Here is a 13838-nt window from a genome sequence, read left to right as displayed (position 1 = left end):
CTCCGAGGACCTTCGACATGTGGTACTGGTACGACCGACTCGAGGCCTGGCTCGCCGTTGTGCTGCTGGGCGCGACGTCCCTCACGCTGCTGGCGAGCTCCACGGCGCGCGCCATCGGCCAGCCCTTCGCCGGCGGTGCCGAGCTGGCCCAGCTGCTGTTTATCTGGACCGCCGTGCTGGGTGCCGACATCACCCTGCGCCACGGCGGCCAGGTGCGCATCGATGCCCTGGCCATCAGGCTGCCGCTGCCCTTGCAGCGCCTGGTCACCGGACTGTGCCTGGTGCTGATGCTGGGCTTTCTGGCCCTGCTGGTGCGTTACGGCTTTCCCCTGGCGCTATCCAACTGGCAGCGCCCGATGGGCGTAGCCGGGCTGAGCTACGGCTACATCACCCTGGCGCTGCCGGTGGGGGCCAGCCTGATGATCGTCTCGCTGCTGCGCCGCGTAGCGGCCAAGGGCATCGTGATGAGCCTGGCGCCGGACAGCGAGATCGTGGAGAAGCACTCATGACGGCCGCGCTGCTGCTGGGCCTGGGGCTGCTGCTGATGGCCATCGGCATGCCCGTGGCCTTCGCCATCGGCATCGCCGGGTTCACCTACTTCTTCCTGCCCGACACCTTCCTGCCGACCAACATCGGGGTTCAGCGCATCGTCTCGGCGACTCAGTCGTTCCCGCTGCTGGCGGTGCCGCTTTTCATCTTCATCGGTCACCTGATGAACGCCAGCGGCATCACGCCGCGGCTGATTCGGCTCTCCACCCTGCTGGCCGGCTGGATGAGCGGCGGCCTGGCCCAGGCCAGCATCGTGCTCAGCACCCTGATGGGCGGCGTGTCGGGCTCGGCGGTGGCCGACGCCGCCATGCAGTCGCGGGTGCTGGGGAAGGGCATGATCCAGGAGGGCTACACCCCGGGTTTTTCCGGCGCAGTGCTGGCCATCGGCGGGCTGATCACCGCCACCATCCCGCCCAGCATCGGCCTGATCCTCTACGGCTATCTGGGCGAGGTCTCCATCGGCCGGCTGTTCATCGCCGGCGTGGTGCCCGGCTTCCTGCTGATGGTGGCGCTGATGGTGACGACCTTTTTCGTTGCCAAGCGGCGCGGCTACGCGCCGGTACGCGAAAAGCCGCCGAGCGGGCGCGAGGTGCTCGCCGCCGCGCGCAGCAGTATCTGGGCGCTGCTGTTTCCGGTGTGGCTGCTGGTGGGCATTCGCTACGGCTTGTTCACGCCCACCGAAGCAGGGGCCTTCGCCGTGGCCTATGCGCTGCTGGTGGGCTGCGTGATCCATCGCGAGATGGGCCTGCAAGAGATACTCACGGCGATGCACGCCAGCGTGCGCGACATCGGCATGATCATGCTGATCATCATGTTCTCGGGAATCATCGGCTACGTGGTCTCCTTCGAGCGGGTGCCGCAGACCATCGCCGAGCTGACGCTGGGCGTCTTCGCCAGTCCCACCGCGCTGCTGCTGACCCTGGCCGTGCTGCTGGTGCTGCTCGGCATGCTGCTCGAGGCCACCGTGGTGGTGATGCTGCTCACGCCGATCCTGGTGCCGGTGATCAAAGCTGCCGGCATCGACCCGGTGCACTTCGGCCTGCTGATGATGACCCTGGTGACCTTCGGTGGCATGACCCCGCCGGTGGGCATCTCGATGTACACCGTGTGCGGCATCCTGCGCTGCTCCTTCTTCGACTACAGCCGCGAGCTGCTGCCCTTCGCCCTGGCGGTGTTCGTGGTGGTGATAAGCATCATCTTCTTCCCCGACATCGTGCTGTTCCTGCCCAACTGGCTGATGGGCTGAGCAAGCTGAAACACGGAGCGTGTCATGACCTTCAATGATCGCATCGACTTCATAGGGCCGGATTTTCTGCTCGAGAGCGAGCCGGCGCGTCGGCTCTACCACGAGCATGCCGCCGCCATGCCGATCTGCGACTACCACTCGCACCTGAGCCCGCAAGAGATCGCCGGCAACCTGCGCTTCGACAACCTCACCGAGCTGTGGCTCAAGGGCGACCATTACAAGTGGCGGGCGATGCGCATCGCCGGCATCGACGAGCGGCGCATCACCGGCGAGGCGAGCGATCGCGAGCGCTTCCAGGCCTGGGCCGAAACGGTGCCGCACTGCCTCGGCAACCCGCTCTACCACTGGACCCACCTGGAGCTGCGCCATCCGCTGGGCATCGAGAACACGCTGCTATCGCCCGCCACCGCCGAGGAAATCTGGACCACCGCTCGCGAGCGCCTGGCCACGCCACAGCTGAGCGCCCAGGGCATCCTCGAGCGTTTCGCCGTTCGCACCGTGTGCACCACCGACGACCCGGTGGACGATCTGGCGCTGCACCGGCGCCATGCCGAGAGCGGGGCGGCCCCCGCCATGTTGCCGACCTTCCGTGCCGATACCGTGCTCAAGATCGAGCAGGCCGGCTTCGTCGACTATCTCGGCGAACTGGAGCGCGCCAGCGGGGTGGCCATCCGCGGCTACGACGACCTGCTGGCGGCGCTCTACCAGCGCCTCGAGCACTTCGCCGCCCACGGCTGCTGCCTTTCCGACCACAGCCTGGAAAAGCCGGTGTTCGTCACGCCACCGAGCACGGCCGAACTCGACCGGCTGATCGAGCGTCGCCGCCAGGGCAGAGCGCTGAGCAGCGACGAGAGCGCTTCTTTCACCACTGCGGTGCTGCTGTGGTTGGGGCGCGAGTACGCCCGCCGCGGCTGGGTGATGCAGCTGCACCTCGGTGCGCTGCGCAGCCTGAGCCAGCGCGGCCTGGCCGAGATCGGCGCCAACAGCGGTTTCGATGCGATAGGGGACGTGACCTACGCTGAGCCGCTGGCGGCGACTCTCGATGCGCTGGACCGCGAGCGGGCGCTGCCGCGTACCGTGGTCTACAACCTCAACCCCCGCGACAACGAGATGCTGGCGAGCCTGGTCGGTTCGTTCGCCAGCGATGGCATTCCCGGCAAGCTGCAGTTCGGTGCCGCCTGGTGGTTCAACGACCAGCGCGACGGCATCGAGCGCCAGCTCGTCACCCAGATGAACTTCGGCCTGCTGCGCCACTTCGTCGGGATGCTCACCGATTCGCGCAGCCTGCTGTCGTTCTCCCGCCATGACTACTTCCGCCGCATCTTCTGCCAGATGCTCGGGGTACAGATCCAGCGCGGCGAGCTGCCGAAGGATCTCGACCGTATCGGCGAGCTGGTGCGGGCGGTGTGCTACGACAACGTGCAGCGCTATCTCTTCGAGCGATGAGCCGAGCCCCTGATGCCAAGCCCCTGATGCGAAGCCCTTATCCCCATGACTGCGACGGAACAACCATGAAAATCAGCGACGCCTACGTTATCGTCACCTCGCCGGGGCGCAACTTCGTCACCCTCAAGATTGTCACCGAGTCGGGCACCTACGGCATTGGCGACGCCACCCTGAACGGCCGCGAGATGGCGGTGGTGGCCTACCTCGAGGAGCACGTGCTGCCGGCCCTGATCGGGCGCGACGCCAGCCGCATCGAGGATATCTGGCACTACCTCTATCGCGGGGCCTACTGGCGTCGGGGGCCGGTGACCATGGCGGCGGTGTCGGCGGTGGACCTGGCGCTGTGGGACATCAAGGCCAAGGCGGCGGGCATGCCGCTGTATCAGCTGCTCGGCGGCAAGAGCCGCGAGCGGGTGATGACCTACGCCCACTGCACCGGCAAGGACATCGAAGGTTGCCTGGCCGAGGTGGAGAAGCACGTCAAGCTCGGCTATCGCGCCGTGCGCGTGCAGTCCGGCGTGCCCGGCATCCCGACGATCTACGGCGTGGCCAAGCGCGAGGGCGAGCGCTACGAGCCGGCGGACTCCGACTTGCCCGCCGAGCACGCCTGGAGCACCGAGAAGTACCTCAACCACGTGCCCAAGCTGTTCGCCGCGGTGCGCGAGCGCTTCGGCGACGAGCTGCACGTGCTGCACGACGTGCACCACCGCCTCACCCCCATCGAGGCAGCGAGGCTGGGCAAGGCGGTGGAGCCCTATCACCTGTTCTGGCTCGAGGACTGCGTACCGGCCGAGAACCAGGAGAGCTTCCGTCTGATCCGCCAGCACACCACCACGCCACTGGCGGTGGGGGAGGTGTTCAACTCGATCCACGACTACCGCGAGCTGCTCGAGAACCAGTGGATCGACTACGTGCGAACGCCACTCTCCCACGGCGGCGGTATCACCCACGTGCGGCGCATCGCCGACCTGGCCGCGCTCTATCACGTGCGCACCGGCTTCCACGGGCCGACGGACCTGTCGCCGGTGTGCCTGGGCGCGGCAATCCACTTCGACACCTGGGTGCCAAACTTCGGCATTCAGGAGCACATGCCCCACACCGCGGAGACCGACGCCGTCTTCCCCCACGACTACCGCTTCGAGGACGGCCACTTCCTGGTCGGCGAAGCGCCGGGGCACGGCGTCGACATCGACGAGGCCCTGGCCAAGCAGTACCCCTACAAGCGCGCCAGCCTGCCGGTCAACCGGCTGGAAGACGGCACGCTCTGGCACTGGTGAGGAGAGCACACCGATGAAAGCCTTTCAGGTCAACGCCCCGCTGGACTACGCCGTCGTCGAGACCAAGGCGCCCCGCGCCGCTGCCGGCGAAGTGCTGGTAAAGGTAGCCTTCGCCGGGATCTGCGGTTCCGACATGCACATCATCCACGGCGACAACGCCTTCGTGCGCTTCCCGCGCATTACCGGACACGAGTTCGCCGGCACGGTCGAGGCGCTGGGCGAGGGCGTCGAGGGCATCGAGATCGGTGCTCGGGTGTGCATCGATCCGGTGGTCAGCTGCGGGCGCTGCTACCCGTGCCGCATCGGCCGCCCCAACGTGTGCAGCGCGCTGCAGGTGATCGGCGTGCACCGCGACGGCGGCTTCGAAGAGCGGGTCAACGTGCCGGCGGCCAACGTCCACCTGCTGCCCGAGGGCGTGGGGCTGGAAGCCGGCGCACTGGTGGAGCCCTATTCCATCGCCGCCAACGTGCTGGAGCGAATGCAGCCGCTGCGCGGCGACCGCCTGCTGATCTACGGTGCCGGGGTGATCGGCCTGACCATCTTGCAGATGGCTCGCGCCCTGGGCATCGAGGACATCACCGTCATCGACCTGATCGAAGAGCGTCTGGCCACGGCCCGGGAGCTCGGCGCCACGCGTACGTGGCACGGCAAGGAGGATGTCGAGGCCGCGGCTCGCGAGCTGACCGGCGGCGAGGGCATGCCGCTGATCGCCGATGCCGCCTGCGTGCCGGCGCTGCTCCCGCAGATGCTGCGCATCGCCTCGCCGGCGGGGCGTATCGGTCTGCTCGGTTTCAATCCCACCCCCAGCGATCTGGTGCAGCTGGAGGTGATCAAGAAGGAGCTGACCCTGGTCGGCTCGCGGCTCAACAACCGCAAATTTCCGGAGGTGCTCGAGCGCATGGCCTCGGGGCGTCTCGATCCGCTGGCGCTGGTCAGTCATCGCCTGCCCTTCGACGACATGCCCGGTGCCATCCACATGCTCGATCACCATCCCGAAAGGGCTCGCAAGGTGCTGATCTGTATCGGTGCCGATACCGGCGCCTGAGCCAGCTCGCGGCGACAGCGGCATCGCAAGCTCGCGATGCCTCATAACAGCAACAACAACACAGCAATAACAACCAGTACGAAGAAGGAGTTACGCCATGTTCAAACGACTCGTCACCGGCGCCGTCCTCGGGGCGGCTCTCATCGGCAGCCAATCCCTTATGGCTGCCGAGGTCACGCTACGCTTCGGTCACCTGGCCAATGAGCAGAACATCTGGCATCAGGCCGCCGAACGCTTCAAGGAGCTGGTCGAGGAGAACTCCGACGGCCGTATCGAGGTGCTGCTCTATCCCAACGAGCAGCTCGGCAACGAGATGGACGTCATCAACAGTATCCAGCTCGGCACCGCCGACATGACCATCACCGGCGAGAGCCTGCAGAACTGGGCGCCCAAGGCGGCGATGATGGCGGTGCCCTATGCCTTCCGCGACGCCGAGCATCTGCGCCAGGCGGTGGAGAGCGAGATCGGCGAGCAGATCGAGGCGCAGATCGCCGAGCGCGCCAACCTGGTGCCGCTGGCCTGGTTCGAGCGCGGTCCGCGGGAGCTGACCTCCAACCGACCGATCCGCCATCCCGACGACCTCGACGGCATTCGCCTGCGGGTACCCAACGTGCCGCTGTTCGTCAGCACCTGGGAGGCGCTGGGTGCGCGCCCCACGCCGATGGCCTTCAGCGAGGTGTTCACCGCCCTGCAGCAGAACACCATTCAGGCCCAGGAGAACCCGCTCAGCCTGATCGAGAGCGCCAGCTTCAACGAGGTGCAGGACTACGTGAGCCTGACCGGCCACGTGCGCAGCTGGATCTACGTGGTGATCGGCCGCAACCGGCTCGAGAGCATGCCGGAGGAGCTGCAGCAGATCGTGCGCGAGGCGGCACGCGAGATGCAGGACTATCAGGCCGAGCTGTTCGAGCAGGATCAGCAGCGCCTGGAGCAGGCCCTGCAGGAGCGCGGCATGGAGTTCGTCGAGGTCGACACCGAGGCCTTCGCCGAGAAGGCGCGGCCGGCGGTGGAAGCGGCCCTCGATGACGAGCAGCTTGAGCTGTTCGACGCCATCCAGAACCTGTGAACCGACCGGGCGGGCCAGGCCCGCCCACTTTTCACGGGGCCCGTACCCGCCCATTCCACCCGAATTTGGCGAACCCCCAGCGAGGAACGCCTATGGATATTTCCCCACAGCGCGCCGAGGACGACGCGGCGGGTGACGGCCAGGAGGTCGTGGCCAGTCTCGATGCGCTGTCCGCCGTGCCCGGTTTCCAGGGGCTTGTGGGTCGCGTCATCGGCTGGATGGACCGTCTCTTCATGCTCTTCGCCAACCTGGCGCTCATCGGCATCGCCGTGACCGTGCTGCTGCAGATTTCGGGCCGGCTGTTTCTGCCGTTCGCCCTGTCCTGGACCGAGGAGCTGTCGCGCTATCTCTTCATCTACATGGTGGCGCTGGCGGCCGGGGTGGCAATACGCCGTCACCGCCACGTCAACGTCGAACTCTTCCATCACCTGCTGGGGCTGCGTGCACGCGCCGTCTATCAGGCGCTGATCTGCCTGCTGATCGGCGGCTTCGCCCTGATGGTGCTGCCGGCGGCGTGGCAGTTTGCCCAGAACGGCGCCTGGCAGACCTCGCCCACCCTGAGGCTGCCCATGCTCTACATCTTCTTCTCCACCGTGGTGCTGTTTGCCCTTGTGCTGTTCTACAGCGTCATCGGCTTCTGCGAAGGCATGCTGGCGGCGTGGCGGCCATCCACCGAGGGTGACCGGGAGGGCGCGTCATGGAAGTGATGGTGCTGTTCGGCGTGTTCTTGCTGCTGCTGGTGCTGGGCCTGCCCATCGCCTTCGCGCTGGGCATCTCGTCGCTCGCCTACCTGCTGCTGGAAGGCATCTCGCTGACCATCGTGCCGCAGCGCATGTATTCGGGCATCGATACCTTCGTGCTGCTGTGCATTCCCGGCTTCGTGCTGGCCGGTAACCTGATGAACGTGGGCAACATCACCGAGCACATCGTGCGCTTCTCCAACGCCGTGGTCGGCCATATCCGCGGCGGGCTGGGCCTGGCCAACGTGGGCGGCTCGATGATCTTCGGCGGCATCTCGGGTACCGCGGTGGCCGATGCCGCCAGCATCGGCTCGGTGATGATCCCCGGCATGGCGCGCTCCGGCTACGACAAGCCCTTCGCCGCTGCGGTTACCGCCGCCTCGTCGACCATCGGTCCGATCATCCCGCCCAGCGTGCCGATGATCATCGTTGGCTCGCTGGCCGGCGTCTCGGTGGGGCGCATGTTCCTGGCCGGGGCCGTACCCGGCCTGCTGCTAGGCATGGCGATGATGATCACCGTCTATCTGCTGGCGGTGAAGCGCGGCTACCCCAAGGGGCGCCGTGCCACCCTGCGCGAGCTGCTGCGCGAGGGGCGTACCGCCTTCTGGGCGCTGCTGATGACGGTGATCATCCTCTACGGCATCATCGGCGGCTTCTTCACGCCTACCGAGGCTTCCATCGTCGCCAGCCTCTATGCGCTGGTGGTGGGCATGTACGTCTACAAGGGGCTGACCTGGCGCAAGCTGCCGGCGATTCTCACCGACACCGTGCTGACCTCGTCGGCGCTGCTGCTGCTGGTGGGCCTGGCCAACCTGTTCGGCTGGATCCTCACCAGCCAGCAGATCCCCCAGACCATCGCCGCCCTGATCATGGCGATCAGCGACAACCCCATCGTGGTGATCCTGATCCTCAACCTGATCCTGCTGTTCGTCGGCGCCTTCATGGAGACCATCGCCGCGCTGATCATCCTGTTCCCGGCGCTGCTGGGCGTGGCCACCGGTATCGGCATGGACCCGGTGCACTTCGCGGTGATGGCGGTACTCAACCTGATGATCGGCCTGACCACGCCGCCGGTGGGTGTGTGCCTGTTCGTGGTCTCGGGCATCGGCAAGCTGCAGATGCTCACCGTGGCCCGCGCCATCCTGCCGTTTCTGGCCTGCAACATTCTGGTACTGCTATTGGTGGCCTATGCGCCGGCCATTTCGCTGTGGCTTCCCGACCTGTTGATGGGGACAAGATGAACGACGTGACACGCATACCCGCCGCCGCGCCGACCGGTTGCATCGGCATCGTCCACCTGGGGCTGGGGGCGTTCCACCGCGCTCACCAGGCGGTCTACCTGGAGCGCTACCGCCAGCGCAGCGGCGACGGTGCCTGGGGTGTGTGCAGCGCCAACCTGCGCGGCGGCGTGGCGCTGGTGGATGCCCTGCGCGACGCCGGCTGCCGCTACCATGTAGCAGAATTTGCCGACAGCGATACCGCCACACTGCGCGAGATCGGCGTGGTCGAGCAGGCGCTGTTCACCGGCCGGGACCTGGCGGGGGAGTGGGGGCGCGATCTCGCGGCGCTGCTGGCGCGTATGGCCTCGCCTGAGACGCGTATCGTCACCCTCACGGTGACCGAGAAGGGCTACTTCCTGAGCCCTGCCGAGGGCACCCTGCTGCGCGACGATCCGCTGATCGCCCACGATATCGGCCATCCCCAGGCACCGCGCACCGCGCCGGGCATTCTGGTTGAGGCCTTGGCCCGGCGGCGCAGCGCGGGCGTCCCGCCGTTCACGGTGCTGTGCTGCGACAACATGCCGAACAACGGCCAGCGCACGCGGGCGGTGGTGGTGCAGCTCGCTGCCTGTCGCGACGCCGGGCTTGCTGCCTGGATCGAACGCGAGGTGGCGTTCCCGTGCAGCATGGTCGACCGCATCGTGCCAGCCATGACCGCGGCCGACTTCGATCGCCTGGCCGAGCTGGGCGTCGAGGATCCCAACGCCGTGGTGGGCGAGGCCTTTTCGCAGTGGGTGGTGGAGGACGATTTCCCCCTCGGCCGACCGGCCTGGGAGGCTGAAGGCGTGGAGATGGTCGCCGACGTGGCGCCGTTCGAGACCATGAAGTTGCGCATGCTCAACGGCAGCCACTCGCTGCTCGCTTACCTGGGCGCGCTGGATGACATCGAGACGGTGTTCGACGCGGTGAGCCGCGACGATCTGGTGGCGCTGCTGCGTCGCTACATGCTGTGCGAGGCAGCGCCGACCCTGGCAATGCCCGAGGGCACCGACCTGGCGGCGTACGCGGACTCCCTGCTGGTGCGCTTCGCCAACGACAGTCTGCGCCACCGCCTGCAGCAGATCGCCATGGACGGCTCGCAGAAGCTGCCCCAGCGCTGGCTGCACGGCGCCCTGGCGCGGCTCGAAGCGGGGGAGCAGGTGCCCTGCACCGCGCTGGGCATGGCGGCGTGGATCCGCTATACCGCCGGGAGCGACCTGCACGGCATTGCCCATGCCGTCGACGATCCCATGGCGGGCACCTTCAGGCTGCTGCACGAAGCCCACGGCGAGGATGTCGAGGGTCTGGTGCCGGCCTTTTTCGAGCTCGACGCCGTGGTGCCACCGGCGCTGGCCGAGCACGCCGGCTTCACGGCGGCGGTGGTAGCGGCCTACCGCTGCCTGACGACGCTAGGCCTCGACGCTGCGCTGGCGCAGCTCGATTCACCCACCTGACACGGAGACGCTGAACAAATCGCCGAGCGAGATGAAGCACAAGGCGCACGGAGCACAGGAACCGGAACATATGGGGTATATGTGAGGATTCCGACGGTCCGACGCTTCGGCACCGCGCAACGCAGTGATTCGCTCGTATAGGCATTTGTGCAGTGTTTCCATAGGGAGAGGTTCGTTATGGAACAAACCTGGCGCTGGTTCGGTCCCAGTGATCCGATCACCCTCGACGAGATTCGCCAGACCGGTGCCACCGGCATCGTCACGGCGCTGCACGAGATACCCAACGGCACGGCCTGGCCCCTGGCGGCCATCGCCGAGCGCAAGGCAGAGATCGAGGCCGCGGGGCTGACCTGGTCGGTGGTGGAGAGCGTGCCGGTGCACGAGGCGATCAAGCAGGGCACGCCCGAGCGCGAGCGCTACATCGCCGCCTACGGGGAGACCCTGCACAATCTGGCGTTCTGCGGCATCGACCTCGTCTGCTACAACTTCATGCCGGTACTCGACTGGACCCGCACCGACCTGGCCTGGCGCCTGGCGGACGGCGGGCTGGCGCTGCGCTTCGACCAGACGGCCTTCGCTGCCTTCGATCTCTACCTGCTGCAGCGCCCCGGCGCCGAGGCCGAGTACAGCGAGGCCGAACGAACCGAGGCCAGGCGCTACCTGGAGGGGCTAGACGAGGTGTCGCGCCAGCGGCTGGTCAACAACGTCATTGCTGGCCTGCCCGGGGCCGAGGAGCACTATACCCTGGCCCGGTTCCGCGAAGTGCTGGCCGAGTACGACGGCATCGGTGCCGAGCGCCTGCGCGAGAACTTGGGGTATTTCCTGCGTGCCATCGTGCCGGTGGCCGAGGAGGCCGGTGTGCGACTGGCGATTCATCCCGACGACCCGCCGCGTCCGCTGTTCGGTCTGCCGCGGGTGGTTTCCACCCCCGAGGATGCCCAGTGGCTGCTCGAGGTGGCCTCCAGCGAGGCCAACGGCCTGACCCTGTGCACCGGCTCCTACGGCGTGCGCGAGGATATCGATCTGGCCGCTATGGCGCAGCGCTTCGGTCCGCGCATCTACTTCGCCCACCTGCGCTCGACCCGGCGCGAGGCCGGCGACCCGCGTACCTTCCACGAGGCGCATCACCTGGGCGGCGACGTCGACATGGTGGCGGTGATTGCCGCGCTGGTAGAGGAAGAGCGGCGCCGCGAGCGCGAAGGTGGCCCGCGGCTGCCGCTGCGACCGGATCACGGCCACCATATTCTCGACGACCAGCGCCGCGACACGCGCCCCGGCTATCCGCTCTATGGCCGTATGAAAGGGCTCGCCGAGCTGCGCGGCGTGGAGTTGGCGGTGCGCCGCTTGCTGCGTTGAGCGTAGCGGGTCTGAGCTGAGCGTAGCCGGTCGGCTTTATCAGCAAGGGCAATAGGGCACCATCAGGCGCCCTGGTCCAGCTCGGCCTCGAGTGCAGTCAACTGCTCGTGGCTCGGCAGCCCCTCCATGTCGCCTATCACCTGTACCGCCAGCGAGCCGATCAGGTTGCCGCGGCGCACCGCTTCCCGTGGGGAGCGACCGTCGAGCAGGGCGCTGACCACGCCCACGGCGAAGCCGTCGCCGGCGCCCACCGTATCCACCACCTCGTCCACCGCGAAACCGGGCACGCTGCAGGACTCCAGCTCACCGCCAAGACTGCCGCGGTAGAAGCTGCCTTGCGGGCCGAGCTTGACGATCACCGCCGAGGCGCCGCGCTCGAGATAGAAATCGGCGATGGCCTCGGGCGTGTCCTGACCGGTCAGCAGACGCCCCTCGGCAAGCCCCGGCAGCACCCAGTCCGAGAGGCTGGCGAGGTCGTTGAGGGTATCGCGCATCTCGGCCTCGCTCTTCCACAGGCTGGGGCGCAGGTTGGGATCGAACGAGATGCTGGCGCCGACCTGACGGGCCTGAGTCAGCATGTGCCGGGAGAGTTCGCGGGCGCTGGGCGACAGCGCCGGGGGGATGCCGGTGGCATGCAGGTGGCGCAGGGCGGTGAAGTCCACCTCGGCGGCGTCGGAGGGCGAGAGCTGGCTGGCGGCACTGCCACGGCGGAAGTACTCCACTCGCGGATCGGCGCCGCCCAGGGCACGTTCCTTGAACAGCAGGCCGGTAGGGTGGGTGGGGTCGACGCCAAGATGACGACAGTCCAGCCCTTCGGCTTCCAGGGTGTGGCGGATGAAGTCGCCGAAGCTGTCGGCTCCCACGCGGCTCAGCCAGCCGACATGGAAACCCAGCCGGGCGAGGCCGATGGCCACGTTGGTGTCGGCGCCGGCAATCCGGCGCTGGAAGTGCTCCACCTCAGCCAGGTGGCCGGGGGCATCGGCGACGAATAGGGTCATCGCCTCGCCGAAGGTGAGGATCTCGGGGCTGGGGGCGTTTCTTGAGATAGGGTTTGCAACCGGATTTGAGTGGCTCATGGGCATCTCGCTTGTTCTTTGGGAGTTCAGCCTGAGAGGCGCGTGGAGCCCCGCGCTATCACCCTGGGCTCGAATCGGTGCTGCCTGGCCTTGGCGTCGGCCTGGTTGCCGGGCTTGGCCAGCAGGCTGGCGATGGCCTGCTGGCCAATCGCCTCGGTGGGCTGCGCCAGGGTGGTGATGCCCGGGTCGATCAGCGCACACCAGTCGAGCTCGTCGATGCCCATCAGCCCGGTCTTGCCGAGTCGTGCGCCGAGCCGCAGCAGGGCGCGGGTGGCGGCCAGGGTGACCGCACCGTTGGCACACAGTAGGGCGCGCGGCACCTCACCCGAGCCCTTGGGGGCTGAACGCGTGAGAAAGGCCTCTATGTTTCGCGCCAGCTCCTCGTCGCTGCCGCTCATGGTGTAAGCCTCGCCTGTCAGACGGCGAGCCGTCAGGCCCGCTTGAAAGCGCGTCAGGCGCTCTCGTCGTGGGCTGGCCCGCTCGGGGGGCTCGCTGAGATAGAGCAGCTCGCCGTAACCCTGCTCGGCGAGGTGGTCGAGGGCCAGATCGATAGCCCTGGCGTTGTCGAGCCCCACCAGATCGGCCTCCACGGCGCCCAGTTCGCGGTCGAGCAGCACCAGCGGCAGGCCGCGGTCGGTCAACGCCTGAAGTTCTGCGTCGGGGCTGCCGGACGCGTTGATGATCAGTCCTTCCACCTGATAGGAGGTCATCAGCGCTAGATGCGTGCGCTCCAGCTCGGGGTCGTTGTCGGTGTTGCATACCAGCAGTGCCAGGCCCTGCTCGCGGCAGGCGCGCTCCACGCCGTGCATCACCGCCACCGAGAAGGGGTTGCGAATGTCCGCCACCAGCATGCCGATCAGGCGCGAGTGGCCCCCCTTGAGACCCCGGGCCATCTGGTTGGGGCGATAATCGAGGCGCAGGGCGGCCGCGGCGATGCGCTCGCACAGCGCCGGCGAGAGCTTGTCGCGCTCGCCAGCAAAGTAGCGCGATACGCTGGTCTTGGAAGCGCCGGCTTCACGGGCGACCTCGATGATGGTGGCGCGACGGGGCATCGTGCGTCTCGAGAAATGGGAACGTTCCCATCATAGGTTGCAATACGTCCCACGGCAACTTGGCGCTGTGCCGCCGAAGCCCGCATTAGGTAGCTTCCTCCACACGCTGCCAATATCTCCAAAGAAAAGCGCCCGCATCCGAGGGGATGCGGGCGCTGCGGAGGGCTGGCGCGGGCGGCTCAGTAGCCCACCAGTACCGCCGGCAGGCCGGTGACCAGCACCGGGAAGAAGGCCATCAGCACACAGGCCAGGGCGATCAGCGCGACGAAGGG

General features: G+C 67.4%; 12 protein-coding genes. 10 read left to right on the top strand and 2 right to left on the bottom strand.

What is annotated here, in order from left to right:
* The first annotated feature begins 17 nt into the window (after window positions 1-17).
* The 10 genes from H1D44_RS14265 (at window position 18) to uxuA (ending at window position 11438) form a co-directional block, all read left to right on the top strand.
* Window positions 18-509, top strand: coding sequence for a TRAP transporter small permease (locus tag H1D44_RS14265; RefSeq protein WP_181515530.1), 492 nt, complete (start codon window positions 18-20; stop codon window positions 507-509).
* Entirely contained in the window at window positions 506-1795 is a 1290-nt protein-coding gene (locus H1D44_RS14260; RefSeq protein WP_181515529.1) for a TRAP transporter large permease, read from the top strand. The genes H1D44_RS14265 and H1D44_RS14260 overlap by 4 nt, the downstream gene beginning before the upstream one ends.
* 24 nt (window positions 1796-1819) lie before the next feature.
* The gene (gene uxaC, locus H1D44_RS14255; protein ID WP_181515528.1) at window positions 1820-3241 is read left to right on the top strand and encodes a glucuronate isomerase; all 1422 of its coding nucleotides are present in this window, start codon (window positions 1820-1822) and stop codon (window positions 3239-3241) included.
* A 65-nt stretch (window positions 3242-3306) separates the two neighbouring features.
* Window positions 3307-4518: a D-mannonate dehydratase ManD gene (manD, locus tag H1D44_RS14250; protein ID WP_181515527.1), complete on the top strand. Its 1212-nt coding sequence runs from the start codon at window positions 3307-3309 to the stop codon at window positions 4516-4518.
* A 13-nt stretch (window positions 4519-4531) separates the two neighbouring features.
* The gene (locus H1D44_RS14245; RefSeq protein ID WP_181515526.1) at window positions 4532-5563 is read left to right on the top strand and encodes a zinc-binding alcohol dehydrogenase family protein; all 1032 of its coding nucleotides are present in this window, start codon (window positions 4532-4534) and stop codon (window positions 5561-5563) included.
* A 97-nt stretch (window positions 5564-5660) separates the two neighbouring features.
* Window positions 5661-6629, top strand: coding sequence for a TRAP transporter substrate-binding protein (locus H1D44_RS14240; protein WP_181515525.1), 969 nt, complete (start codon window positions 5661-5663; stop codon window positions 6627-6629).
* A 92-nt stretch (window positions 6630-6721) separates the two neighbouring features.
* Window positions 6722-7336, top strand: coding sequence for a TRAP transporter small permease (locus H1D44_RS14235; RefSeq protein WP_181515524.1), 615 nt, complete (start codon window positions 6722-6724; stop codon window positions 7334-7336).
* Window positions 7327-8610: a TRAP transporter large permease gene (locus tag H1D44_RS14230; protein ID WP_181515523.1), complete on the top strand. Its 1284-nt coding sequence runs from the start codon at window positions 7327-7329 to the stop codon at window positions 8608-8610. The genes H1D44_RS14235 and H1D44_RS14230 overlap by 10 nt, the downstream gene beginning before the upstream one ends.
* Entirely contained in the window at window positions 8607-10082 is a 1476-nt protein-coding gene (locus H1D44_RS14225; protein ID WP_181515522.1) for a mannitol dehydrogenase family protein, read from the top strand. The genes H1D44_RS14230 and H1D44_RS14225 overlap by 4 nt, the downstream gene beginning before the upstream one ends.
* Before the next feature lie 177 nt (window positions 10083-10259).
* Window positions 10260-11438, top strand: coding sequence for a mannonate dehydratase (uxuA, locus tag H1D44_RS14220; protein WP_181515521.1), 1179 nt, complete (start codon window positions 10260-10262; stop codon window positions 11436-11438).
* A 62-nt stretch (window positions 11439-11500) separates the two neighbouring features.
* On the opposite strand, the gene H1D44_RS14215 is transcribed toward uxuA, so the two are convergent.
* On the bottom strand, window positions 11501-12514 hold the full coding sequence (locus H1D44_RS14215; RefSeq protein ID WP_181515520.1) for a sugar kinase: 1014 nt from the start codon (window positions 12512-12514) through the stop codon (window positions 11501-11503).
* Between the two features lie 26 nt (window positions 12515-12540).
* Window positions 12541-13566: a LacI family DNA-binding transcriptional regulator gene (locus H1D44_RS14210; RefSeq protein WP_181515519.1), complete on the bottom strand. Its 1026-nt coding sequence runs from the start codon at window positions 13564-13566 to the stop codon at window positions 12541-12543.
* Window positions 13567-13838 lie beyond the last annotated feature (272 nt).

Source organism: Billgrantia kenyensis (assembly GCF_013697085.1).
Lineage (GTDB): Bacteria > Pseudomonadota > Gammaproteobacteria > Pseudomonadales > Halomonadaceae > Halomonas > Halomonas kenyensis.
This window is presented reverse-complemented; position numbering and strand designations above follow the sequence as displayed.

Bases quoted from the DNA above. Each gene is read 5' to 3' on its own strand.
- H1D44_RS14265 (WP_181515530.1), top strand. From the start codon at position 18: ATGTGGTACTGGTACGACCGACTCGAGGCCTGGCTCGCCGTTGTGCTG.
- H1D44_RS14260 (WP_181515529.1), top strand. From the start codon at position 506: ATGACGGCCGCGCTGCTGCTGGGCCTGGGGCTGCTGCTGATGGCCATC.
- uxaC (WP_181515528.1), top strand. From the start codon at position 1,820: ATGACCTTCAATGATCGCATCGACTTCATAGGGCCGGATTTTCTGCTC.
- manD (WP_181515527.1), top strand. From the start codon at position 3,307: ATGAAAATCAGCGACGCCTACGTTATCGTCACCTCGCCGGGGCGCAAC.
- H1D44_RS14245 (WP_181515526.1), top strand. From the start codon at position 4,532: ATGAAAGCCTTTCAGGTCAACGCCCCGCTGGACTACGCCGTCGTCGAG.
- H1D44_RS14240 (WP_181515525.1), top strand. From the start codon at position 5,661: ATGTTCAAACGACTCGTCACCGGCGCCGTCCTCGGGGCGGCTCTCATC.
- H1D44_RS14235 (WP_181515524.1), top strand. From the start codon at position 6,722: ATGGATATTTCCCCACAGCGCGCCGAGGACGACGCGGCGGGTGACGGC.
- H1D44_RS14230 (WP_181515523.1), top strand. From the start codon at position 7,327: ATGGAAGTGATGGTGCTGTTCGGCGTGTTCTTGCTGCTGCTGGTGCTG.
- H1D44_RS14225 (WP_181515522.1), top strand. From the start codon at position 8,607: ATGAACGACGTGACACGCATACCCGCCGCCGCGCCGACCGGTTGCATC.
- uxuA (WP_181515521.1), top strand. From the start codon at position 10,260: ATGGAACAAACCTGGCGCTGGTTCGGTCCCAGTGATCCGATCACCCTC.
- H1D44_RS14215 (WP_181515520.1), bottom strand. From the start codon at position 12,514: ATGAGCCACTCAAATCCGGTTGCAAACCCTATCTCAAGAAACGCCCCC.
- H1D44_RS14210 (WP_181515519.1), bottom strand. From the start codon at position 13,566: ATGCCCCGTCGCGCCACCATCATCGAGGTCGCCCGTGAAGCCGGCGCT.